Genomic DNA, 22,144 nt, shown 5'->3' with positions numbered 1-22,144 from the left:
CTCGCATAATGACGTCAAAGCCCCCGCACGCCATAAATAGCCCGTGGGATTATTGGGATTGGCGATAAAAATAATCTTCGTGCGTTTCGAACATGCGCGCAAAAACCTATCCCGCGTCTCCTCAAAAGCCTCCCCAACATCGGCAAAAACAGGCACCGCCCCCACCGCTTGTGCAACAATACGATAGTAGATGAAACCATAACGACTCATCACAACCTCGTCACCCACGCCACAATAGGCGCGCACCAACATGGCAATCAATTCGTCCGACCCATTGCCACACACAATCTGTCCCGCCTTCACACCATAACGACGGCCTAACGCCTCCCGCAATGGCGCACAAGCACCAGAAGAATACAGGTGACTCTTGCCTTGCGCTAACCACGCCTTGCCACGAGCAATAGCTTTGGGACTCGCCCCAAACACCGACTCGTTAGATGAAAGTTTGAAAATAGGCACGGACGAGTCACGCACCAACGCCTGAGACGCGCCGCTCTTATAGCGCGTAACATCGGCAATATGGGAAAGAGGCTTTATCATCGGTGTGAGATTATACCATAGAGAGCCCACGAATGCACGCCTTCACGCCTATATCGACAGGACGCCATAGACAGGTTACAATACGCCCATAACATGATACACCCATAACACGATACGCCCATAACACAATACGCCCATCATGATACGCATGACACGATGCCCATGCCCGCCTCCCGTGAACCTTTTAGCACAAACATATCCTCTCCATAAAGAAACACGATGAATCAATGAGGGACGACAAAAGCAAGATTTTCACAAGCACAACACCCCTCACCCTCGAAAGTGGCGCTTCCCTCCCCCATATCGATATCGCCTATAGGACATGGGGAACACTCAACGCACAACGGAGCAACGCCATCCTCCTGTGCCACGCCCTCAGCGGCGACCAACATGCCACAGGAACAGACCCCCTCACACATAAAGCAGGATGGTGGCATGAAGCCGTCGGCCCAAACAAAGCCATCGATACCAAACGCTATTTTGTCATCTGTAGCAATACCCTGGGAGGGTGTATGGGAACAACAGGCCCCCAATCCCTCAAGGACGATGGCACGCCATGGGCGATGACATTCCCCGTTATCACCATACGGGATATGGTGCGCGCACAAAAACGCCTCATCGACCATCTTGGCATTCGCCAACTCTATGGCGTCATCGGCGGCTCTATGGGCGGTATGCAAGTCCTCGAATGGGCATGCCTCTACCCCGACCATGTCTTCTGCGCTATCCCCATCGCCACAACCGCACGCGTCTCCGCACAAAATATCGCCTTCCACGTCATAGGACGACACGCCATCATGGCAGACCCCCACTGGCAACAAGGAAACTATGCCTCTACAGACAAAACCCCCGAAAAAGGACTGGCTGTGGCGCGCATGCTCGCCCATATCACATACCTCTCAGAACAATCCATGCACCGCAAATTCGGAAGAAACCTACGCCACCGAGACAATATCAGCTACGGCTTCAACCCCGATTTCGAAGTCGAAACCTATCTCCACCACCAAGGACAACGCTTTGTCGCACGCTTCGACGCCAACGCCTATCTCTATATCACAAGAGCCATGGATTACTTCGACCTCGCCGACGACCATCAAGGACAATTGGAACGCGCCTTCTCACATATCCAAGAAAAAACACGATTCCTCGTCATCTCCTTTAGTAGCGACTGGCTGTTCTCTACCACAGAAAGCCGTCATATCGTCCAAGCACTCCACAGAGCCTCCGTCCCCGTCAGCTTCTCAGAAATACAAACCGATAAGGGCCATGACGCCTTCCTCCTCCATGAACCCCAATTCCATACCATCATGCGCGCCTTCTTGCATGGTATGCAACGACACCATGCCATAAAAACACCATGAGACGCCTGTCCGCCTACCCCACACAGCCTCTCCGTACTGACCTGAAAATTATCGCATCCCTTATCCCTCAAGGATGTCGCGTCCTCGATATTGGCTGTGGCGACGGCACACTCCTCTCTTACCTCGAAGAACATCACCATGTCCACGGACACGGCATCGAACTCAATGGCGACAATGTCGCCCTCTGCCTCGAAAAAGGACTCCACGTCTGCCAAGGCGACGCCGATACCGACCTCGCCATGTACCCAGCACGCCTCTTCGACTATGCCATCCTCGGCCATACACTCCAAGCAACCCATAACCCGCTCCATATTGTCAAAGAACTGGTGCGAGTCGCCCGCTTTGGCGTCATCTCTTTCCCCAATTTTGGCTATTGGCGCTTGCGCTTAAGCTTGCTCGTCACAGGACGCATGCCACAAACAGACGCCCTGCCCCATCCATGGCACGATACGCCCAATATCCACCTCTGCACCGGCAAAGACTTTACAGACCTCTGCCGACAAAACAAGATACGTATCACCCACACACACACAAACCATAACCTCATGAGCCAATTCACCGTCTGTATGATCGAACGAACAACGTCATCTCCCGCACAGACGCCACATCCAGATGATGAGACTCATGCCCCGCCTGTCATGCGCGCATCGACAAATGATAAGGCGCGCTCGCCAAAGAGCCTATAACGCCACCCCTTGCAAAAGGGAAAGTCATAACGCCACCCCCTGCTGAGCAAACGCAAATGGGATAGCCTCGTGATGAGAATTTGCGCCACGCCATGCTCTACGCAACAGGCCTTTAACAAAGAAACCAATCCATGAAAAATCTCCTTCTCCTTGTCGTCTAAAAAAGGCGCATCCTGAGGGCGCGGACACGACTCGATAGCTTGCTCGCCCACCTTCTTGAGGCGCAACAGAAGGTCATCGATGGCATCATCCCCTATCTTGCTCCTGTGCTTGCTATGAATCGACGCGCGAATCATGGCGCGCGAGACACCCGCCTTCGCCATGCCATAGAGCTGCCTATCACTAAACACCCTATGACGTAACACATTCCACTCTTGCGCATGCTCCTCCCGCCACGCCGCTAACTCGCGAATCCGCGCTAAATGACGCCTCCCCACAGGTAAGCCCGACAGACGACGCCAACTCTCATACACATCGTTGCAATATAAATGGGGAGACGAACGCAACGCCATCTCCTCCGCCATCCACTCCTGACGCCTCAAAGCATCCAACTTCTTCGTCATCACGGGATATATCTGACACAACACATGAACATCATCCAACGCATAGCGCCGCTGACGCAAGGATAAGGGACGCCGACGCCAATCGCTACGCCTGATAGACTTGTCTAACGTCTTCCCCGTGAAATCTTGCGCCAATACATTCAAACCCCTCATATCTTGATAACCGCATAGCATAGAGCCAACCTGCGTATCAAAAAAAGGAGACGGCACGTCTTGCGTCAAACGATAAAAAATCTCCATGTCCTGTTGCCCGCCATGAATCACCTTCGTAACAGCCTTGTCGCGCAATAAGGCATAGAGAGGCGATAAATCCAACTGAGGCGCTAGGCAATCGACCAACACACCTTGCTGTTGTGGCGCCGCCAACTGCACAAGACACAGCGCCGCCCAGTATTCACGCTCACGCATAAATTCCGTATCAAGAGCAATCCACGACTCCTTACGTAACGCCTCACAAACACGCGCCAATGACGACGTCGTCTCTATCATCCCAGACACCATACAACACCAACCCAACCATCACACACCCACGCCCTATTGTTACCATATCCCCATCACGATAAAAGGGAACTTTCCACAAAACATCTCCACATAGGCTTAGCAAAGATTCACACCACTCAGGAGGTCGTCCATGGTCGTCATCGTTGATAGTAAGCTCGTCTCAAGCGCCGTCCTCAACCAACTCAATCAAGATAAAGAGGTGCGCCTGAGCCAAAGCGGCGACATCCTCCGTAAAACAGAAAAACAAGTCGGGGGACGCATTGGCAAATTACTCGGCTTCCGTGTGCGCACCGTCTACGAAAATCTCAGCAAAGGCGGAAAAACAACAACACCAGAACGCACCCATAACCTCAACTCACAGAAAAGCCGTGAAGCCATCATCACCTTCTTGCGCAAACAGGTGCAGGCACAAGCGCCCTCATTCCCCCTCGCCGTCAATACCCACGAACAGGACCACAAATATCATTATGACCATTTGCTTCAAGATCTCCAAAAACCCTCCAAAGCCAACGACCAAGTCTCCTCTCAATTTGTGAGCGCATTGCAGAAAACCAATGACGCCCAAAAGAAAATAGATGTCCTCGAAAGACAAGGCGTCGACAATCCGCACTTTAGCTTCAACGATACAGATATTCAACGCACCGTGCGTCAAATCAACGAAACCATCGACCTCACCCATAACGAGGACGCACAACCCGCAAGAAGAAAGTGGTACACGCCTATCGCCAACTTCCTTCGTTCCTTTGGATAAGCCTCCTCAACCCCACCCTCTCATCCACACAAACACAGGACCAGCAAGACCATGCCTATCAGTGATATTGCCCCACCCCTCCCACATCTCAGAGCGAACCCCCTCTTCGCACAAAAAGAGCAGAAGAAATTCAATCACGATAAAGAAGTCTTTGTCAGCACAAAAGGCGATGTCGTCTATCAAACGACAAAAAGACCGGGACTCTTGGGACGACTCATGGGAAAAGATGTGCGTGTCGTCTATCTCAAAGTCGCCAATGACACACCCGTCCCAGAACGCCATGTCCTCAATACAGACCAAAGCCGACAAGTCCTTCGCAGCTTCTTTAGGGATTATCTCAACGCCCGTTTTGCTCCTTCCGAAAAACCAGCCTTTGCCTCCAACAATTTTCTTGTGGCCAGAGAAGGACTCCTAAGCCGTACGTATCACAGCATTAAGAGGCGTCTCACAGGCAACAAACAAAGTGTAGAGACGTTCCTCAAAAAACATAGACGTCAAGAGGAGCAAAATCCCTTCTTCACAGACCGAGAACCCTTCTCCGTGAAAAATAGCGTGCTCACAAACATTGACGACAGGTTGCGCACAGACCGCAGCTTGACAGACACCAATCTACGCCAATTGGCGACCATGTCACACAATATGAGCGAACTCGCCAGCAACACGACTCCAACCAGTGACGTCTAGCCATGCCCTCCATTATTCCTTCCTCAAAGCCTATCGTCTCTATACGCCAAGGCGAACAGCTCTTAAATAAGAGCAAAATCACATCGCTGAAAAAGGACAGCACGCTCTATGTGAGCACAAGAGGCACGCTCGTCGTATCACAGAAGAAAAAAGCGAACTTCTTCGCCCGTGTCTTCTTGGGACGGAAGGTGAAAACGGTCTATACCCCCCTCTCTCCCCACAGGGGACAGCGCAAAATCAGTAAGAGACATCTCCTCACAGGACTCCAGAGCCGTGTCGTCATCGCCCAATTTCTCAAAGAACAAGCAAACCGCGCCACCAACAGCACAGACAACCCGCCCACGAGAAAACAATTGAAAGCGCGAGAGATTACCATCCCCGCCATTAGAACCTATCTCGACCTAAAAAATGAAACAGAAGACCTAGGCGTGAAGCCTGATGCTCTTATCCTCATCAAAACTTTTATCGATATTAGCGCGCAAAAAGTCCAGACAGAGTCGAAAACCCCCGTCATCCCCACGACTCCCCCCAGTAAAGCCCTCAATAGACCGACCAGCTTACCATCGGCTATCGCTGAAGAAGAAGAACCCAACGAATAAACAAGGAGAAAACGTCATGCCCCGTATCGCCCCAGCCACCGCTCAACAGATCCCTTACAACAATATGATGGCGCCTCATATCCTCAGTAAAATGACGAAGGGAGAAAAACTCTTCCTGACAACAGACGGACAATTGGTGCGTCAGCATAAGCGCACACCATCCTTCTTAGGACGCCTGTTCGGACGTTCCGTACGCGTGTCCTATCTCCCCCTCACAACAGACATAAACAAAAAAGGGAAAGCCAAACCCGTCAACAAGGAGGATGTCCTCGATGGGCATCACTCCCGTATCCTCATGAAAGATTTTTTCTACCGCTGTATCAGAGACACCATAGAAAAAACGCAACAGCAAAAAAAGGCCACCATGCCAGCTGTCACAGCACAGCACATCGATAAGTGGCATAACATGATGAATGTCGTCACAACGACCATCGATGCCAGTAGCAGAGACCCCTCTCTTGCCATCGACGATAAAACCTATCGTCGTCTTGCCGTCTACGTGAGAACAGGAATACAGTACCCAAAACGGATACTGCCTCACCCCCTAGAGCAACAACGCGCAGAACGCGAACGCGCACGTCGCCGCCGTGCCGCCCGTCATAGCACCCATCGCAACGCTATGCCTGCGCTCTTCACATCCATCATCAACTTCGCCAAAAGGAGATAAGTCCCATGCCAGTCGTCATCCCCAAAGCCGTCAATCCTCACTATCTGTTGAGCCTCAACACCATCCAACATCTCTCTCCCTCCAGCGCCATCCTCGTGAGCGCTGATAACGACCTCGTGGAACGCCAAACCATCAAACCCGGCTTCTTCGGACGATTGTTCGGACGCAAAGTGCGTTTCACATACCGCATCCTCGACACCAACAGCGCAAAAGGCAAAAAAATTAGGCCCTCTCAAGTCCTCGACGCCCAAGCGAGTCGCTCCATCATCGCCGACTCCGTCAGAAACCACCTCTATACCGCCTTCAATAAAGGCTTGGTCGGCACAAGCCAACATAGCCAAACACAAGAGCAACAGGCACTCCAAACATTCACCAATCACTCCGATAAACAAATCGAAGATGAAATCTTGGGACGAACAGGCACACGCCACCCATCGAATCCCGCTGCCCTCAAAGGACAAGACGTCAAAAAAACACTCCTAGAGCTGGGCACAAAAATCAACTACCTCAGCACACAATGGAATCGCAAGCAACGAGGACACGATAACGATTTCGACAAAACAGCCTTCATCTACAACGCCACATGGGACGTCAAAAAGAGCCCATCCACCCCCGACACATCATTCGCAACCTATCACAAGGGAAAAGAAAGCCTTGCCGCGCACGCCAAACACAAAAAAACGAGCGAACGCACAAAAGACGTGGAGTCCTTCAAACATCATATGAAAGACTCCGTCAAAGCATTCTTCCAATCCCACCATATCCCTGATACATCTTGGAAAAGCCGCGACCTACTCCATCTCTTCATCGACCGCTATCTCGGCACACACGCCAACAATAAGCACACACAACAAAGACTCATGGCGAATGTTGTAGACCATATGCCCGACGCCATGGCAGAAATCGGATATGCCCTCACACATCATCCCTCCCAAGGCATCAGCTATGATGCATTTCATGCCATCCTCACCAAGCATTTCCCCGACTATATGCCCCTCTCCGAACAAGAGCATGAGCTCGCCCTCCTCGGCAGAGAACAACGACAAAAAGTTCGAGGAAACGCTGAGCCCCCACCCCCCGCAAAACCCTCAAGGAAAAAAGCGAGAGCGCAAAACACCACGCTGGCACAAGCCCTCCATCAGGCAACGCCACAAACGACCCCACAAACAACCCCACAAACAACCTATGATGGCCACGCCATTCCACGCACCACGCAAATGCCATCACAAAAAGCAGAAGAAAGCGACGTCTAGCGCGCAACACCCTTCACTTTCTCAAAACTGCGTAAGCCACCTAACCCTAACATCGCCATCACCAACTCTACGAGATACCCCGTCTCGATGGGCGGCATAGGGAGATGCCACCCCATCACCCCGTTCAACCACAAGGCCACGGGCTGTAACACAAAAGACCAAAAAATGCCCATGCCACAGACCCATCCTAGCCACGGACGCCAACCCGCCACAAACAAGGACGCATGGCGCGCCTCCACTTGATTAATATGCACCTGCCCCTTATCAGCCGCCAATAATGCCGCCATCATCTTGTGCTCTGCCTCTTGCGCCTTCTCCTTATCGGGAAATAAACTCGACAAAACATCACGCATAATAGGCGCGACGATCGGTAAAACACTCCCTATCATCCTTTTATCCTCCTCTTCGCGTTCTTTCGCCCCTCACCATCGAGACGTTGCTCTATCCTCACCAAATGGCGAGAGAGACGTTCCTCCAGCTGCCCCATATCCTCCTTACGCACATAGTGCTGGGCAAGCGTCATCTGACTCCTTGCCCATTTCTCAGTCAATGCCCCAATCCGCGCCTCAACATCTTTGGCAAGGCGCGCCAACCCCCGTTCTTGCTCACCCTTGACCTGCCATACAAGCCACGCAATGCCACACAAGGCGGGCAATTCCATCGATATAAGAGACCAATCCCACCCCCCTATCTCTGCTACAAACTCTGTCATATTCTCTTCTCTCTCCTCCTCTTGAGACCCTATGCCATGACGTCAAACGCACAGTTCGCCTCGACAGCATCACGCCCCTGCCATCGCCGAGGCTGTGCCTTCGATGGCGTGAAAGAGTGACGATTAAAACGGATAGGCTCACTGGATAAACAACCACTCACGGCATCCAACGCATCATCACGCCCCTTATAGCCTACCGCCTGCCAATGACGTAGCTCGTCCATAAAAGGAGACGCTATGACGCGAGCATGGACATGCAAGGCTTTCGCCGCTAACACAGCATCAAATGCCTCGAGGATACGCACATGCTTCGGTTTTGTGCTGTGATGTTCTATCACCGACAGCATCACCCCTCTCTCCTGACTCACACGCCGCAATAAGGAAGGAAGAAATTTTCCCAAGCCATTCACCTCGATATGCACGCTCGAAAGGTAATGCTCCGCTAAAAAATCCAATGCCTCGCCACATTGCCTGCTGGCGTCATCCTCATGGTCTTGCGTCCTTTGTTCCTTCTCCTCACCAAGCCAACGGAGTCCATGCAACCATAGGCCACCATCTTCATCGGTGTAGAGCACAGCGATGACACTCCCACAATTTTTCTGCGCCCCTCCCCACGCGGGGTCCCACCAACAAGATGCTGAGACCAAACGTTTGTCCCCCAATGTCAGCACGGGCTGTGACAGCGCCTCACCGTAGGTCAATTCCGCGTCATAGGGAACGATACCGCGCACATCGAGGCGACTCTCCTCTGGACTCTGGGGACATAACAACATCTGCGCGGCAAAACGCCTAGGCCCCGTCTGCTGACGCAAGCGGGCGATCGCCTTCTCATCAAAACGCTCACGCCAAGCGCTACGCCCCTGAGCATCGAGCAACGGAACATCGAGACGCTCAAATCCTTGTAAATAACATGGCGTGCCAGACACAAGAGGCTTATAAATCGTGTCATAACAATGGGGCGTGCCGATATACAACTGCATGCCATGAGGCGTCAAAATATACGCTGTCTCACTGAGGCGCGTGCGTAGATCCTGACGCTTCACAGCCGTATCACAGCTGTTTGGCACTTCCACATCGTCATAAATCATCATGTCGGCGCGTATACCCGTTACATTCGCTGTCAAACCGCGCGCTATCAAAGACGGATCGCGTCCGGCATAACGTCTGCGCACCGTCAATTGGTCATACGCCCAAGACTCCGCTGTCTTATGCCCGCCAAGCCCGCCGCGCAACCCCTGCGTGAGGGGATGACGCTCGATGACACGCCTGACATGACGCGTCATCTTGCTGGCAAGATGATGTTCTGCCGAAAGAACAAGAATGCGCCGCTCAGGATCACACAACAAAAGCCACGCACAGAAAATCCCCACCAAAGTGGATTTGCCAGCACCACGAAAGGCAAGAAGAACAAGCCCTTGCTTGCGCGCCGCTACCATCGAGTCGAGCCAGCCACTCATCATAAGATGGACGGACGGTGTAGAACGCCTCTCCGTATCATTCCATAACCAGAGAAACGTGCTGAAGTCGCATGGCATGGCGTCAAGATGATGTTCGCAACGCGCCTTAGGTGTCATGGCGCGCGCCGTCATCAACATCAGGGGTATGGGAAGGGCTGACGTCCTTTGCTGTTTTGTGGGCGAGGTAGCGGCGTAAATCCTGCTGTGCCTTACGAATCATCTGCGCTTGCGCCTCTTGCTGACGCTGAGCGCTCTCCGTGCTATCGCCTCCCCTAGCGCCAGCACCCCCAGTGCCCCCGCCCTCAATGCTCATGGCGACTAACTTCATTAACGCCTCTATATGGTGAAGAGCATGGCGACATGCTTGATGCCATTCAGCAAACTCTTTAGGCTCATGGGGTGGCCCTTGATGGATAAAGGCGTCATAGGACTCTATGATGGGAGGGATATAACGTGCCAACACATGGCCATAAGATATGGCGAGGGATGTCGCGCCTGAGGTTGTCTCATGTGCTTGTTGCGCTTTCACCATATCCCTTACCCCGCTGCTGCCCGAAGAGATGTTTTTGCGCCTTCATTGCTCGCTGCTTCTGCCGCTTTAATGAGATAACGCCTCTTGGCAAAACGCCCTAACATCTGGCGCGTCTGCGTATCGAGAGCAAAACGTTGCCGCTCGAGAAGGTGACGCGCTTGTTGCCGTCCACTTTCCCGCGCGCTGAGGGCAAGCAAATTGCGAAAGAGAGCATTGCCACTTGTGCCGCTCCCTGTGCCACCGCCTGATGCCGCCATCTGCGCATTGAGAGTCGCCATGTCGCGCCGCGTCTCTGCCATATGGTCTTGACGCGCTATCTTCTCCTCTAAGGCTCTTTGCTGTGCCTGAAGCGTGGCTTGCTTCGCCTGTTGTTTGTTCTTGTAATCCTGCTCGTAATGACGAGTCAGAGGATCTAACACAGAAAAAAATGCTGACATTATTCTATCACCTTGATATGGGTTTTGACGGATAAGAGGTGAAAAGGCACGGGACTCGTCTGAAGAATACGCCACAAGATCCCTTGATGTCGCCGCCAGCCGCTACTCTGCACCGTTAGTGTGCCACTATAGAGAGGCGTGTCCGTGGCAACCCGCCCCTCAGACGCCACACGCAACGGCATGGCACGAACGCCACCGCCACTATCCAACGCCATCGCCCCGCTCCGCAAAAGTTGAAACGTCACATCAATGGGACGAAAAGAACCGCTCGCCGACTCCATCGGTAAAGGCGCTATCTCGTGGGCATAAGGCAACCCTATGACGACATGTCGCGCCGCCTGAGGCAAACGCAACGTATCACCAGCCAAAACAACCCCATGATGTTCACCGTCGCCATCCTCGCCAATCATGCCATACATGACATGGTCAGCCGACACATAAGCCTCTAGCCCCTGAAACGCCATGAGCGTCTTGTGAGACCATATGGCGCGAGACGCCACTGTCTCCTCTAAACCCAATTCAACGCCACTATCGACAAACAGATCCTCCTTGAAACACTCGAGACAAAAACGCTTTGTGCCATCAGCCGTCAGACGCTCCACCAAACAATAGACAATGTCCCCCACCACAGCCACAGAACGAAAACGCCCCTGAGTCCGTAAGCACGACCAACCCGCCACCTGTTGCGACCGCTCCACAGTGAGAACCGCCATATGCCCCGCCTCACAAGGAATGTAGACCACATGACGCTGTTTGTCATAAACCTGCTCTAAAGGCGCTTCCAACATGGCACTGGAGAGTAGCGATAAATCACCCGCTAAATAAGAATCCGTATCCACTTGGTAATACATCTCCCGTAGGTGAGTCCCGTCCCGCCCGATAAACAGCATCGCCCCATCCACATAAAGAGGCGCAATACGCCGCGCGCCATAAATGCCATGGGATGTCTCCTTACGGATGACAGCGGTGCTTGGCGTGAGCACATCACCCACAACACCCCACTCCGCACTGGATGTGAAGAGTTGCAACTCCCGACCGACACCGACCTCACGAATCCCATTAATCTCGTCATCGACAATATCGAGGATGATCGCTTCATCATCCAACGACTCGCCTAGATGAAAATTCCAAATGTCATGACTCTGAGACATCCATAAACGATTGGGACGCCCCGCACTGCCCGCAAAGGCAAAACGCCCTTGATAAAACAAACAACAGCGAGGCCAACCACGAAGAGACGAGAAGTCCAAGACGCCTAATTCACCCTCCAATGGCTTTTCCTTATCGATAAACGTCCCCGTATACGTCCCGCCACCCTCTATGATGAGGGAGGCCGACACGGCCACAACGCGATGTCCCGCCTGCTCCTTGAAGGCAACCTTCGACAGGTAAAAATAAAACACGCCCTCCGTGCCTTCATAGCGCATCATCGTCCCTTGCAAGGCATCACGATACGCCTTGAGCGTCTCACCTAAAAAGAACGTCCGTGTCGTGAAAGAGACAGAGGGAAGCGTCTTATAATCAAGCGCCCACACAACATCTTGTGGCCATAAAGCCGAATAGGGCATGTGCCAATAATGTCCCAGATGACTGACCATGCGATGCTGTGCTTGTCCATGATAGGGATTGTCGCCTGTACGCGTCACAGGACTCTCCATGAGCGTCCATGTCGCCTGCCCCTCCTTATTGACAGCACGCACAAGCATGCGGGGCGCAACATCCTCATGGGTGATAATCATCGTATCCCCACTTTGCACCCAACAGAGATGGGGAAGATGGTCATCAGACCAAGGCGACGTCAGAGTCGCTTGCAACAGATTGTTTCGATACACGCGAATGACGTTCACCCCGAAAAAAACAAGATAGACTTGCTCGCGACTAAAGGCAAAACGCGCCAAGCGCCCATCGCTGGCAACATCATGGAGAAATAAGAGACCAGGCCGACGGGCAATACCACCCTCAGGGTGAATGAGAACATTAGACAAGCATGAGGCCGCATTGTTAAATTGAGCAAGATCTGTCCTCCCATAAAGAGACTCGTCCCATTCGCCACTATTGAAAGAATTCTTAAAATGAACACTCCTCGTCATGACATACGCTCCTCTATCAAAGAAAAATCTTCAAAGGCATGAGGCGTATCTTGCTGCGCATCAATCAATTTTGCCTCCCGTAAGAGCATGGTCGCCCGCTCACGCAAAGCCCTCGCCCTGCTCGTGTTCTCCGTCAGAGGAATGCAAAATTCAGCCGCAAGATGTCCCACGAACGCCTCCTGAAAAAAAGGCGGGAAAAAAGACTCGGCAACCCGCGCAATATACGTAAGGACAACACGCTCACTATCCGCCTCGAGAAGCGTGCCAGCAATGTGATACACAAGCCCCCGCCCCGTATCATCACGGCCAGCTGATACGGCGCGCAAAAAATCTCGCGGAAGAGCAAAGCTATAGAGATGCCCACTCCTGCCCCCTCGCAAAAGGCGAGGAAGCATCTGCCGCCGCAACGCAAAATTCCAATAATGTGCTGATAAAAAACCATCACACACGCCACGATACAATACAGAGGCAATCCTCCCCGCCTCACTATCATCGCCCAGAGACGAAAATCCCGTCTCCCCTATCTTGGCAAAAGCCCTCGCACATAAATCTCTTGAGTCCGTCATCCTATCCTCGCCCTCTCATCCTCACACCACCACAGAGCAAAGGAAGAATGCCCCCAGAGCGCCATCACACACGCCATCAATCCCTCCTTTGCTCGTCCTTACGCGCCTTTTAGCTTGGCGTCTTCACCTCTATGGCCTTGCTCGCCAAAGGATTGCTCGCCTTGGCAGACACACGCAATAATGCGCCACTCGTATGTAAAATCACGTCATCTCGACGCAAAATCTCATGGGCATCATTGAAGTAGCCATCAGCCTTGACCGCCGCCGCGTTATCACTCGTCTTGTAGTGCCACAGCGTAAAGCCGTTGGCATAGGCAAGAACACTCAAATCGCTCGCTTTATACGCCATCGCTCTCCTCCTTACTCCTTACACAGAATGGTTACAATCCCCTTCACATCAATCAAACACGCGCCTTGAGACATCATGTTACTGACAAAATGGGCTGCCCTGTCCCCATGCCACGTAATGTCCGTTTTAACCTCCATACCGCACGCATGACCAATGGCCGTCTTGTGAAACCAATGGCATAGGCGATTGCTCCCGTCCTTCGTTAAGCCCGAATGGGGTATCCACATCGTGCCTAGCCAACGCTTCGCTTGGGTGCCACGCCAAGGTAAGTCATCCGCGCCCACATAGTCGGCATCCTTAAACTCCTCAATATCCAACAGCTGCGACCATTGTTTCCAACCAATGACAGCATAACGCTGACCATCATCTGGCACGTCCGCATTGCCTAACATTTCCAGAGCATTCAAAATCTTCACCTTCGTCAAGCCAGTCGGGGTATTCCCAGCGGCGATTCGATTCGTCTTGTTCGCGTCCAACGCCTTGATAATGAGCTCGTCAGTCTTGCGCCCCAACGCATAAGCGCCCGCCTGGGCTATCACCATACGCTCGTCAAAACTGAGCTTTAACTCGTCCAATTTGTCGATCCATTCACCAGCATAGTAGTCCTGCAACGTGCACTTAATAGGTTCATGGTCCACATTCATCACAGGAACCTTGCCATGGCGCGACTTCATGGTGGCAACACCACGACCGACTTTCTGAAAAGTCGTGCTCGCACCCTTGACGTCATTACGCATACGCACCACATTGCGCAACTTCGAGCCCATACGCTGATACGCCGCATGCACCTCCGCTCCAAAATGATGACTGAATGCCTTATCTATCGATACTGACATGTTCTCTCCTTTCTCTTAAACAGCCTTATCATCGGTTATCGAAATCTCCCTTCGGCCGCCTCTTCCTCCCCCACCCTCCTTATCCATGCCTTACCTGTGGGGTCATCTATGGGGGAAGAAGGTATTAGGTATATAATCCTATTATTGCCCTTTGTCAACGTATATCATCCCTATTAAGAGGAAAATATACCTATAAAAAGACGGAGAAGACACAGCGCCATCGCTTATGTCTCTCTCCGTCCTTCTGTCATCCCCGCCATGCGCCCCGTCACGCTCGCTGATGCGCCTCCACGTATGAACGCTTTCGCTCAGATGTTGCCACGACCAAAGAGTTGGGCAAAGCCTTCCTCAACCTTGCGTAGAGTCTCTGGGTCGCGGTCGCGCCAGTAGGCTGTGCTCTCCACCATTCTCCTTAATTCCCGTTCGCTGGTAGGCGCATGGGCATGGGACGTCCCCATATCAAGGGTGGGTTCTTTATTGTTCATCATGGCATGGAGAGCCATGACGCCTTTGGCGCTACGGGCAAGGACATCGTAAATGTCTGGAGGCACGTTTTTCTCACCCCATGCGGCAATCTGTTTTGCCGTTGTCTGCCATGTCTGTTCGCCGCCAAACGCCTCGATGAGTGTCTTCTCTTCATGGTCGCTCCGCATCTCTCCTGCCGCCCACTCCACAAGAGGCACTAACGTCTCTTGGGCAAGAGAATAGACAAGCTGCGCTTGCTCTTGAGTCAGTCCCGCCTCATGGAGACGCGCATTGATGGCGGGATCGCTCTCGAAAGCCTCGCCATTGAGGGTGATGGTATAGTCCTCTGGCGACGCTGGTACGCCCAATTTTTGATAACAATGACGACGTTCCTCCTCCGTCATGTCCTTATGAGGTATGCGCACCATCGCGCCATGGAGACGCTCCAATTCGCCATAGGATTTGGCAAGAGCCGACAAACGTGGCACGCCCTTGTGCTTATCCCAGAATTTTTCTGGTAAATAGTCTGGCTTTTCGCTCAATGACGCCTCCCCCTCCTTTGGCGACGCCTCAGACACCTCAGAAGCCTCAGAAGCCTTATGGGCTGTGGCGACTCCTTGCTCGTCCTCATGAGATGACACGTCGTGACGTGACGCGCTGTTATCCTGTCCTTCCATCATGTCAATCCTCCTTTTGTTGTTGTCTGTCCTGATGACGTCCGCCCTTCACTCCAACGTATCAAACGCGCCACAAGGTAACGCTGTCCTTCCACATGGCGCAACGTGGCGTCATCACATGCGGGTGACAAAACCCTGTCGATGGTGATACCACGCAAATAAGCCAGCAAGCACTGTCCCTCCTCTTGTGCGAACACATGCTCGGCGCAACGGGCGATCGTCTCTTCATCATAGCGTGGCGTCTTTGTGCGAGATAATGTCGTCATTCTTCGTCCCTCCTATGGTCTCCCCCATGGTCACCTCCGTGGTTTTTGTCTGCCATAGCATCTGCTGACAGCGCCATGTGGACGACATCTTGTGCCACATGCGCTAAGGCGTGCGCCCTTGTCTCAAGAAGGTCCCGTGGCACGCCTAGCTTTTCTCCAAGCCATCGCATAATGCCCGCCATGTCGACTCCCGCCATGGCGTCCCCGCCTAAGGCGGAGACAGCATCAAGCCACACCATGACATTATGGGCATCGGCGCGTCTCTGCGCGCGCGCCAATGGCGCATGATACTCCACATCCACAACGTGGCCATCGATACGCACCTCCTCGATAACACCCATCCTACGTAAAATCCCTAAGCCCCGCTTGATGAGAGGCGCCATGAGTTCATTCTGCAATCTGCCATAGGTCGCTCCCAATAAACGAGAGAGGTCCGCGCTACGCTCTAACACTTCTGTTGCCGTCATCTTGCTCTGTTGGGGTGGCCCCAGCCTGTCCACAATGAGCGCTTGCCTGATACGCTCCCGTAAATCCTTGAGCACCAATTGAGAGACATCAAAACGCCCCGGCGCCTCCAAAGGCGTCAGCCCCCGAGAACCAACAGCCTTAGGAATAATCATCCCCGGCACGAGACGAATGTTTGACGGATTAAGGACGCCGTCATCCTCCGCCTGCCAAATCCCCGTGACGGCAATGCTCGCATTCTTAAGGATGAGCTCCACAACCTTATTCGCCGTCTTGATGTCAGGCAACGCCTTCATGACAGGCGAACGCCCATAGACCTCCCCCGGCGCCTTGAGCCAGCGAAAATTGATAAAGGGCGACTCGTAAAAGAGCGCATGCTCGATCACACCGCCCTGACCGCCCTCTAAATCCTCAAAAACAGCGACATAGTCATAGCCGTCCCCCTTGTCGCGAGGAGACACCATGTCAATAACAGACACGCGCCATGAGCCATCAGCGCGCTCCTGTTGATGCGCCTTCGGTGGAAGAACAAGCGTCGGATAACGACGGCGCAATGCTCTCACATCCACAAGGCGACGACGCAATGTCACGTCAAGATGTCCCTCAGCGCTCTCCTCACAGACGACATCGCTCAATGGAACGCACGTGAAATGAAAAGACGAAGACCCCCCTAACGCCTTTTGCTCGAACATAAGACACGCCGTGCCAGCCGTCACTAAATCCAAGTAACATTGATGCATCGCCATCGCAAAATTCGACCTGTCAAAATGCGATTGCAACGTCGCCGATGTATCCTCCAACATATCAGCAACAGAACTCTCGAAATGACGACGGCGATAGCGCCCCTCGATAAGACCAAACCACCGAGACCATGATGGCGTCATATGAGCCATCATGCTTGCCGCTAACTGCTCCACAGCATCGCATGCCGTCCCGTCATACAGGTGACCCGTCCGCCTGCCTCCACCAACCGTCGCGTCATTGAAGACCCCGCGCTGGGGAAGGGCATAGTCATAACAATCACGCCAGTGACTCTCCCATTGATAACGCTTCGCTTTCGACTCCTTGAAGCGTCGCACAATGTTCTTTGCCGATAACGCCACATCTTTCATGGCCTTCATTCCCCTAAGAGCCTCTTACGCACAAAAGGCACTTGTTCATCTTGAACAATGCCACCTAGTGACGTGCGCACAAGGCTATCGAAACCAGACCTTTTGCGCTTCTTCTTCGTTTCCTTGTCAGGTGTCTCCGCCTCTGACGGAGGCAACAACACCATAGGGTTGTTATCTACCCCCAATATTCTCTTTCTCACAAAACCACCCATGCTTATTCCCTCTCTTTTTATGTTCTCACCCTTAGGCAAAAGCGACAATCAATCCTTTCACCTTGTTGGACATCACCTCGCTAACCTCAAGCGTCAAGACATCGCCCACAGATAATGTCCACCCATGCTCTTCTCCTAAATCAGCTGTGTGGACATAAGGGCCGCCTCGTGTCTTCGTCGGCACGTTGATCTTGAACGTGTGCGTGTAGCGCACAGAATCGTCATGCGCCCTGACAAGCTTGACAGCCAATGTCACATGGTGTGACTCCTCCATAAAACTATGGATAAAACGCATCGATGACGCCCGTACCACCAGCTGCTGCCCCCTACTGCCCTTCGCAAGAACTGTCGCCCCCATGTCATCAAACCCTAAAGCGATCTGCCCCACAGAAGGAACAGCCTCTAAGGCGGATGCCACACGAGACGCATCACGCAACATCGTCTCTAAAGCCTCATGGGTATAGCGACTATTCTCCCAACCTCGATGGTCTTCACGCCCCATCAACAGCTTGCCCGCCTCAGGCAAAGGAAGAGCCCCGTCCGTCGCAAAGGCCTCACTCTCACTCTCTTTGGCATGGAGAGCGCGACTCTTAAAACGCTCAAGAATCTGTAGACGCCCATGGAGCATATCCAATTCCTCATTGAGCAAACGGATAGGGAAAGAACCACTCTCGTAAAACGTCCCCCGACGCCCCTTAAGAGAAAAATCTTGCACAAACAACATGTCCACCCCCGCCTCCAATGGGCTATCGAAAATAACCTCGCCGCCAAAAGAGTCTTTAGAAAAACGCACCGTATACCCGTCTTGAACAGGCTCGCCATCTTTGAACAGCTTGACATCCTCTTCACGATACACCTTAAAATAAAAAACGAACGATGTCTCACCACCTACAGTGCGATAGGTGGCATGCCCATTCTCAAGATGGTCCGCCCCAGTCTCCACATGCTCTGTCACCTTCATACCTCCAACTATGATCTTCCGTTAAGCCCGATGTCCAGAGAGATCGGGCCCGGATATACCGTCGCGATGACTGCCTATGGAGCGCTCAAGAAGAGGATTAGCCCTGTGCCAGCATGTCCTGTGATTCCAGCCGTGCGACACCTCAACCACTGAGCCTCCGCAACATCATCGTTGATAGGTATATATTCCTATTTTCTAGGATTGTCAAGTAAAAACTGATAGAGCTGCCATGGGGTGATAATCCAGCGCCTATGGATACCCAAGACGCGCTTGACAACCTCAACGCAACTGAAAAAAGACAAAGGAGCTTGAGACGCCGAGACCTCGTGAAAGGACACAGGGACATAGCGCACGCCACAACGCTCCAACGCCTTCAAGAAACACTCACGGTCGTCCATCAAACGCCATTCTATGATGAGCTGATGGGAAAGAGGGTCGATAAAAAGAACAACGCCGTCCCGTATGAGAACAATGGCGCAATGGCGAAATCCTTGCTTCAAAAAATGAAGCCACCATAGATGGGTATCATTGCTAAACAGCACATACCCCTCACCCTCCAAGACACCACAAGAGCAGGACTCTGGGGCGCGCCTCTCCAGCGCGCGCCCATCATAGACATGGGAAAGCGCATGCTGTCCTACGAGGGCACTCAAAGAAGACGCTCGACATAGAGGGAGGCTGGGAGGGAGGCTGGGTATCATGCCGACCCCTTCCACCATCTTGCCGATATTTTCCGTATGAGCCCATGAAAACATTTGTGCAAACATTTGCGAAAACATTTGTGAAAACACTTGCTTTTTCCATAACATGTTGTTAATATTCCTATATAGCCTTCTTATATCATCTATGATAGGTATATATTCTTATATTTATGGTTTTCAAGGTATATGTTCTTAACACGCGTGATACAAGAGGCACAACAGAGGGAGGAGCAAAACGCCCATGATGACACATCAAGAAGTCTGGCAAGCCATCGATGATTTGGCGAAGGCGCTCAATCTGTCGCCGTCGGCACTGGCAAAAAAGGCAGGGCTAGACCCAACGATCTTTAACAAAAGTAAACGTATCAACGCCGAAGGGAGACCGCGTTGGCCGAATACAGAGAGTATCGTCCAAATTCTGCGCGCCACAGGGTGTAACTGGCACGACTTAACGGGTTCTAGCACTTTGCCTCACGCTTCTAACCGCTCCATTCCCCTTATTGGGATGGCAAAAGCAGGCATGGAGGGATATTTTGATGACGCCGGCTACCCCATTGGCTATGGTTTAGAGGAAATCGAATTTCCCGATTTCAAAGACCCCAACGCCTATGCTTTAGAAATCAATGGAGATAGCATGGCGCCCGTCTATCGACATGGAGATATTATCCTTGTCTCGCCCAATTCCGATATACGCGCAGGCGATAGGATCGTGCTTAAGAATGCTCAAGGCGAAATTATGGCAAAAGAGTTAAGAAGACAAACGGAAAGGCATGTGTCGCTCCGTTCCCTCAACCCCGCCTATGAAAATATCGACATCCTCAAGAAAGATGTCCTGTGGACGGCGCGTATCATCTGGGCAAGCCAATAGACGCACGACATGGGGATGGCTCAAGGGGGGATGGCTCAAGGGGTGATGGCTCAAGGGGTGATGGCTCAAGGGGTGATGTCTTGGATGAGGGCGTATCAGGAGTCCCTTCGCCAATCCCCCCTGCACCAATCTTATGGTGAGAGAGTGTGCCGTATGCTGAGGCGAGTCTCTCTATCTGTTGGGGATGGCTCACCTCGATGAGAACGCCATTGACACGACGTAGCCAGCCACGGACTCGAATGGCATGCTCTTTCCATGTGAGGGGATAGAGCTTTTCCTTTTGAAAGAGGGCATGGGCTTTTTTGTTGATACGTATGGTGAAATCCGTCCGCCAATCATCGCCAAAATTGAGATAAAGCGTGTCACCCACCAATGCCGTCTCTTTGATGACGCCCTCCACAAGACGAAATGTACCGATAACGTCATCCGTCAGCGTATCAGAAGCCGACAGCACGCCATAGGATGGATACTGCCATACCCCTTTCTTATGGGTGCGCGCTTTCCCTTCTAACGACAACATCGTCTCTATCAAGGGCGGCACATTATCCGCAAAACTATAGACCCAGACGTTACCGCCTTCCAATAAGGCGGCCTCTATCCAGAGATGATCACGGGTGCGACAGACATGGGCAAGCAAACGTCCATGCCTATCCTTCTTACGTTGGTGAAAATGAAGAGAGATAGGCTGTCCTTCCACCAGAGATGTGAGCATGTCGCGGGCAGCACGCGCTCCCTCCATCTCATGGGGATGTAATTCGCTCGCATTAATGCCTAGAAGGCGCACGACCCGCCCATCCGATAACACAAGTGTATCGCCATCGATGACATGATGGACGATGCCTTCCGCTTCTTCTTCCATACCGCCTGCGTCATTGATGTCAGGGGCGTTATGCTGTTCCGCCTCACGATAGCCCCCATGAACAGCGCTATCCCCCCACAGCCAGAGGACAGCAAAGAGCACAACCCTAAGCGGATGCATAATGCCCTCGTCCATAAAAAGGTTCGACCACATGAAAGGCCTGTGGGGATGCGCGTGTGTGCTCTTGCCTCGTGTCCTCACAGAGACCATGACAAAGACAATAACGGAGCGCATGCACAGCGTGAGGCGCAACGCCATAGGCGTGCGTCATTGAGGGAACAGACGCCGCCACACATGACGGAATCACGCTCACGCCTTGTTTTTTGTCCCCTCGAGCATGGCATTCATCGTGTAACGTGCCATGTCGGACCTTGCCATGAGACACAAGGCGAGAGACAACGCCCGCCTCAGACGTATGCATGCGATACTCTTGACCATAGATGGCGTCCCCCACTGCTGGCACTATGACACGCATAGGATACACAGCGTCACCCTCCAACTGAGCGCCATAGGACTCGCCATAAGACCATGCCAACATATCGAATGTCGTGACGCCATGCACAGGACAAGAGGCAGAGAGAGCGCATGCATGCGCCGCACTCAGACACGCACGCACGCCAGTAAATGACCCAGGGCCCCGCACCGCCACGACAGCATCGATGGCATCTGCTGTTATTTTGCAAAACGTAAAACACTCCTCTATAAAGAGGAGAAGCCTCTCAGCGACCCCTCGAGAAGAAAAGACAGCTTTCCCCCACCCACCCTGTTTCCTATCACGGCCCTGGGGTGCCTGGGACGCCTGAGGCGCCTGGAGAGTATGAGAGACATGAGGAACATCAACCACATAAACAACATGGGCAGCACAACGGCTGAAAAGCACATCATCACCCTCCATATAAGCAACAGAACAGCCATTCAAGCAACATTCTAACCCTAAGAGGCGTCTTTTTGTTCTTCGTGCGTTTCTTACCATC

At 52.6% G+C, this 22,144-nt stretch carries 27 protein-coding genes; 8 read left to right on the top strand and 19 right to left on the bottom strand.

The genetic code is table 11. The annotated features are described in order from the left end of the window. A partial coding sequence (locus tag GDA54_01745; GenBank protein ID MBC6497033.1) for an aminotransferase class I/II-fold pyridoxal phosphate-dependent enzyme occupies window positions 1-540 on the bottom strand: 540 nt, incomplete at its 3' end. Between the two features lie 227 nt (window positions 541-767). Here GDA54_01745 and GDA54_01740 point away from each other — a divergent pair. Together GDA54_01740 and metW are read left to right on the top strand one after the other, a co-directional pair. After that, window positions 768-1,901: a homoserine O-acetyltransferase gene (locus tag GDA54_01740; GenBank protein ID MBC6497032.1), complete on the top strand. Its 1,134-nt coding sequence runs from the start codon at window positions 768-770 to the stop codon at window positions 1,899-1,901. Continuing rightward, window positions 1,898-2,587: a methionine biosynthesis protein MetW gene (gene metW / locus GDA54_01735; protein MBC6497031.1), complete on the top strand. Its 690-nt coding sequence runs from the start codon at window positions 1,898-1,900 to the stop codon at window positions 2,585-2,587. The genes GDA54_01740 and metW overlap by 4 nt, the downstream gene beginning before the upstream one ends. Here the strand turns inward: metW and GDA54_01730 are convergent. Continuing rightward, window positions 2,524-3,639, bottom strand: a complete 1,116-nt coding sequence (locus GDA54_01730) for an HRDC domain-containing protein (protein MBC6497030.1) — start codon at window positions 3,637-3,639, stop codon at window positions 2,524-2,526. The genes metW and GDA54_01730 overlap by 64 nt on opposite strands. Window positions 3,640-3,781: 142 nt before the next feature. Between GDA54_01730 and GDA54_01725 the strand changes: the two genes are divergently transcribed. Genes GDA54_01725 through GDA54_01705 form a run of 5 tightly spaced genes read left to right on the top strand, consistent with a single transcriptional unit; the run spans window position 3,782 to window position 7,605 of the window. Then, the gene (locus tag GDA54_01725) at window positions 3,782-4,402 is read left to right on the top strand and encodes a hypothetical protein (protein MBC6497029.1); all 621 of its coding nucleotides are present in this window, start codon (window positions 3,782-3,784) and stop codon (window positions 4,400-4,402) included. 51 nt (window positions 4,403-4,453) lie between these two features. Next, the gene (locus tag GDA54_01720; GenBank protein ID MBC6497028.1) at window positions 4,454-5,086 is read left to right on the top strand and encodes a hypothetical protein; all 633 of its coding nucleotides are present in this window, start codon (window positions 4,454-4,456) and stop codon (window positions 5,084-5,086) included. 2 nt (window positions 5,087-5,088) lie between these two features. Beyond that, a complete protein-coding gene (locus GDA54_01715) occupies window positions 5,089-5,685 on the top strand; it encodes a hypothetical protein (protein ID MBC6497027.1) in 597 nt (198 codons plus the stop codon). A gap of 16 nt (window positions 5,686-5,701) precedes the next feature. Then, window positions 5,702-6,352 (top strand): hypothetical protein, encoded by a 651-nt coding sequence (locus GDA54_01710; GenBank protein MBC6497026.1) that lies wholly within the window; start codon window positions 5,702-5,704, stop codon window positions 6,350-6,352. 5 nt (window positions 6,353-6,357) lie between these two features. Continuing rightward, the gene (locus GDA54_01705) at window positions 6,358-7,605 is read left to right on the top strand and encodes a hypothetical protein (protein ID MBC6497025.1); all 1,248 of its coding nucleotides are present in this window, start codon (window positions 6,358-6,360) and stop codon (window positions 7,603-7,605) included. On the opposite strand, the gene GDA54_01700 is transcribed toward GDA54_01705, so the two are convergent. From GDA54_01700 to GDA54_01630, 15 genes are all read right to left on the bottom strand, one after another. Beyond that, window positions 7,602-7,994 (bottom strand): hypothetical protein, encoded by a 393-nt coding sequence (locus tag GDA54_01700; GenBank protein MBC6497024.1) that lies wholly within the window; start codon window positions 7,992-7,994, stop codon window positions 7,602-7,604. The genes GDA54_01705 and GDA54_01700 overlap by 4 nt on opposite strands. Next, entirely contained in the window at window positions 7,991-8,317 is a 327-nt protein-coding gene (locus tag GDA54_01695) for a hypothetical protein (GenBank protein ID MBC6497023.1), read from the bottom strand. The genes GDA54_01700 and GDA54_01695 overlap by 4 nt, the downstream gene beginning before the upstream one ends. A gap of 29 nt (window positions 8,318-8,346) precedes the next feature. Continuing rightward, entirely contained in the window at window positions 8,347-9,906 is a 1,560-nt protein-coding gene (gene terL / locus GDA54_01690) for a phage terminase large subunit (GenBank protein ID MBC6497022.1), read from the bottom strand. Then, the gene (locus GDA54_01685; GenBank protein ID MBC6497021.1) at window positions 9,881-10,306 is read right to left on the bottom strand and encodes a hypothetical protein; all 426 of its coding nucleotides are present in this window, start codon (window positions 10,304-10,306) and stop codon (window positions 9,881-9,883) included. Before GDA54_01685 ends, terL begins: the two co-directional genes overlap by 26 nt. A 5-nt stretch (window positions 10,307-10,311) precedes the next feature. Further along, window positions 10,312-10,743 carry a hypothetical protein gene (locus GDA54_01680; GenBank protein ID MBC6497020.1) on the bottom strand — a complete coding sequence of 144 codons (432 nt, stop codon included), beginning with the start codon at window positions 10,741-10,743 and terminating at the stop codon, window positions 10,312-10,314. Beyond that, window positions 10,743-12,833, bottom strand: coding sequence for a hypothetical protein (locus GDA54_01675; protein ID MBC6497019.1), 2,091 nt, complete (start codon window positions 12,831-12,833; stop codon window positions 10,743-10,745). Before GDA54_01675 ends, GDA54_01680 begins: the two co-directional genes overlap by 1 nt. Further along, on the bottom strand, window positions 12,830-13,399 hold the full coding sequence (locus GDA54_01670; GenBank protein MBC6497018.1) for a hypothetical protein: 570 nt from the start codon (window positions 13,397-13,399) through the stop codon (window positions 12,830-12,832). The genes GDA54_01675 and GDA54_01670 overlap by 4 nt, the downstream gene beginning before the upstream one ends. Window positions 13,400-13,508: 109 nt before the next feature. Next, the gene (locus GDA54_01665) at window positions 13,509-13,748 is read right to left on the bottom strand and encodes a hypothetical protein (protein MBC6497017.1); all 240 of its coding nucleotides are present in this window, start codon (window positions 13,746-13,748) and stop codon (window positions 13,509-13,511) included. A gap of 11 nt (window positions 13,749-13,759) precedes the next feature. Then, a complete protein-coding gene (locus tag GDA54_01660) occupies window positions 13,760-14,584 on the bottom strand; it encodes a hypothetical protein (GenBank protein MBC6497016.1) in 825 nt (274 codons plus the stop codon). A gap of 308 nt (window positions 14,585-14,892) precedes the next feature. After that, window positions 14,893-15,729: a hypothetical protein gene (locus GDA54_01655; GenBank protein ID MBC6497015.1), complete on the bottom strand. Its 837-nt coding sequence runs from the start codon at window positions 15,727-15,729 to the stop codon at window positions 14,893-14,895. Beyond that, a complete protein-coding gene (locus GDA54_01650) occupies window positions 15,726-15,992 on the bottom strand; it encodes a hypothetical protein (GenBank protein ID MBC6497014.1) in 267 nt (88 codons plus the stop codon). The genes GDA54_01655 and GDA54_01650 overlap by 4 nt, the downstream gene beginning before the upstream one ends. Further along, on the bottom strand, window positions 15,989-17,578 hold the full coding sequence (locus GDA54_01645; GenBank protein MBC6497013.1) for a head-tail connector protein: 1,590 nt from the start codon (window positions 17,576-17,578) through the stop codon (window positions 15,989-15,991). Before GDA54_01645 ends, GDA54_01650 begins: the two co-directional genes overlap by 4 nt. Beyond that, window positions 17,575-17,769, bottom strand: a complete 195-nt coding sequence (locus tag GDA54_01640; GenBank protein MBC6497012.1) for a hypothetical protein — start codon at window positions 17,767-17,769, stop codon at window positions 17,575-17,577. Before GDA54_01640 ends, GDA54_01645 begins: the two co-directional genes overlap by 4 nt. A 43-nt stretch (window positions 17,770-17,812) precedes the next feature. After that, the gene (locus GDA54_01635) at window positions 17,813-18,742 is read right to left on the bottom strand and encodes a hypothetical protein (protein ID MBC6497011.1); all 930 of its coding nucleotides are present in this window, start codon (window positions 18,740-18,742) and stop codon (window positions 17,813-17,815) included. A 188-nt stretch (window positions 18,743-18,930) separates the two neighbouring features. Beyond that, window positions 18,931-19,497 (bottom strand): hypothetical protein, encoded by a 567-nt coding sequence (locus GDA54_01630; protein ID MBC6497010.1) that lies wholly within the window; start codon window positions 19,495-19,497, stop codon window positions 18,931-18,933. 187 nt (window positions 19,498-19,684) lie between these two features. On the opposite strand from GDA54_01630, the gene GDA54_01625 reads away from it, so the two are divergent. Next, window positions 19,685-20,311, top strand: a complete 627-nt coding sequence (locus tag GDA54_01625) for a helix-turn-helix transcriptional regulator (protein MBC6497009.1) — start codon at window positions 19,685-19,687, stop codon at window positions 20,309-20,311. On the opposite strand, the gene GDA54_01620 is transcribed toward GDA54_01625, so the two are convergent. Together GDA54_01620 and tsaB are read right to left on the bottom strand one after the other, a co-directional pair. Further along, window positions 20,292-21,290 carry a thermonuclease family protein gene (locus tag GDA54_01620; protein MBC6497008.1) on the bottom strand — a complete coding sequence of 333 codons (999 nt, stop codon included), beginning with the start codon at window positions 21,288-21,290 and terminating at the stop codon, window positions 20,292-20,294. The two genes, GDA54_01625 and GDA54_01620, sit on opposite strands and share 20 nt — an antisense overlap. Beyond that, window positions 21,277-22,143, bottom strand: a complete 867-nt coding sequence (gene tsaB / locus GDA54_01615; GenBank protein ID MBC6497007.1) for a tRNA (adenosine(37)-N6)-threonylcarbamoyltransferase complex dimerization subunit type 1 TsaB — start codon at window positions 22,141-22,143, stop codon at window positions 21,277-21,279. The genes GDA54_01620 and tsaB overlap by 14 nt, the downstream gene beginning before the upstream one ends. Window position 22,144 lies beyond the last annotated feature (1 nt).

The sequence above is a fragment of the Alphaproteobacteria bacterium GM7ARS4 genome, from assembly GCA_014332745.1.
In the GTDB taxonomy this organism is placed as follows: domain Bacteria; phylum Pseudomonadota; class Alphaproteobacteria; order GM7ARS4; family GM7ARS4; genus GM7ARS4.
This window is presented reverse-complemented; position numbering and strand designations above follow the sequence as displayed.

What these genes read in the sequence shown, in the direction of transcription:
- terL (MBC6497022.1), bottom strand. Translation starts at nt 9,906, where the DNA reads ATGACGGCGCGCGCCATGACACCTAAGGCGCGTTGCGAACATCATCTT.
- GDA54_01730 (MBC6497030.1), bottom strand. Translation starts at nt 3,639, where the DNA reads ATGATAGAGACGACGTCGTCATTGGCGCGTGTTTGTGAGGCGTTACGT.
- GDA54_01665 (MBC6497017.1), bottom strand. Translation starts at nt 13,748, where the DNA reads ATGGCGTATAAAGCGAGCGATTTGAGTGTTCTTGCCTATGCCAACGGC.
- tsaB (MBC6497007.1), bottom strand. Translation starts at nt 22,143, where the DNA reads ATGGTAAGAAACGCACGAAGAACAAAAAGACGCCTCTTAGGGTTAGAA.
- GDA54_01720 (MBC6497028.1), top strand. Translation starts at nt 4,454, where the DNA reads ATGCCTATCAGTGATATTGCCCCACCCCTCCCACATCTCAGAGCGAAC.
- GDA54_01660 (MBC6497016.1), bottom strand. Translation starts at nt 14,584, where the DNA reads ATGTCAGTATCGATAGATAAGGCATTCAGTCATCATTTTGGAGCGGAG.
- metW (MBC6497031.1), top strand. Translation starts at nt 1,898, where the DNA reads ATGAGACGCCTGTCCGCCTACCCCACACAGCCTCTCCGTACTGACCTG.
- GDA54_01725 (MBC6497029.1), top strand. Translation starts at nt 3,782, where the DNA reads ATGGTCGTCATCGTTGATAGTAAGCTCGTCTCAAGCGCCGTCCTCAAC.
- GDA54_01620 (MBC6497008.1), bottom strand. Translation starts at nt 21,290, where the DNA reads ATGCATCCGCTTAGGGTTGTGCTCTTTGCTGTCCTCTGGCTGTGGGGG.
- GDA54_01695 (MBC6497023.1), bottom strand. Translation starts at nt 8,317, where the DNA reads ATGACAGAGTTTGTAGCAGAGATAGGGGGGTGGGATTGGTCTCTTATA.
- GDA54_01635 (MBC6497011.1), bottom strand. Translation starts at nt 18,742, where the DNA reads ATGAAGGTGACAGAGCATGTGGAGACTGGGGCGGACCATCTTGAGAAT.
- GDA54_01645 (MBC6497013.1), bottom strand. Translation starts at nt 17,578, where the DNA reads ATGAAGGCCATGAAAGATGTGGCGTTATCGGCAAAGAACATTGTGCGA.
- GDA54_01715 (MBC6497027.1), top strand. Translation starts at nt 5,089, where the DNA reads ATGCCCTCCATTATTCCTTCCTCAAAGCCTATCGTCTCTATACGCCAA.
- GDA54_01625 (MBC6497009.1), top strand. Translation starts at nt 19,685, where the DNA reads ATGATGACACATCAAGAAGTCTGGCAAGCCATCGATGATTTGGCGAAG.
- GDA54_01700 (MBC6497024.1), bottom strand. Translation starts at nt 7,994, where the DNA reads ATGATAGGGAGTGTTTTACCGATCGTCGCGCCTATTATGCGTGATGTT.
- GDA54_01670 (MBC6497018.1), bottom strand. Translation starts at nt 13,399, where the DNA reads ATGACGGACTCAAGAGATTTATGTGCGAGGGCTTTTGCCAAGATAGGG.
- GDA54_01710 (MBC6497026.1), top strand. Translation starts at nt 5,702, where the DNA reads ATGCCCCGTATCGCCCCAGCCACCGCTCAACAGATCCCTTACAACAAT.
- GDA54_01655 (MBC6497015.1), bottom strand. Translation starts at nt 15,729, where the DNA reads ATGATGGAAGGACAGGATAACAGCGCGTCACGTCACGACGTGTCATCT.
- GDA54_01650 (MBC6497014.1), bottom strand. Translation starts at nt 15,992, where the DNA reads ATGACGACATTATCTCGCACAAAGACGCCACGCTATGATGAAGAGACG.
- GDA54_01630 (MBC6497010.1), bottom strand. Translation starts at nt 19,497, where the DNA reads ATGTTTTCATGGGCTCATACGGAAAATATCGGCAAGATGGTGGAAGGG.
- GDA54_01685 (MBC6497021.1), bottom strand. Translation starts at nt 10,306, where the DNA reads ATGGTGAAAGCGCAACAAGCACATGAGACAACCTCAGGCGCGACATCC.
- GDA54_01740 (MBC6497032.1), top strand. Translation starts at nt 768, where the DNA reads ATGAGGGACGACAAAAGCAAGATTTTCACAAGCACAACACCCCTCACC.
- GDA54_01705 (MBC6497025.1), top strand. Translation starts at nt 6,358, where the DNA reads ATGCCAGTCGTCATCCCCAAAGCCGTCAATCCTCACTATCTGTTGAGC.
- GDA54_01675 (MBC6497019.1), bottom strand. Translation starts at nt 12,833, where the DNA reads ATGACGAGGAGTGTTCATTTTAAGAATTCTTTCAATAGTGGCGAATGG.
- GDA54_01680 (MBC6497020.1), bottom strand. Translation starts at nt 10,743, where the DNA reads ATGTCAGCATTTTTTTCTGTGTTAGATCCTCTGACTCGTCATTACGAG.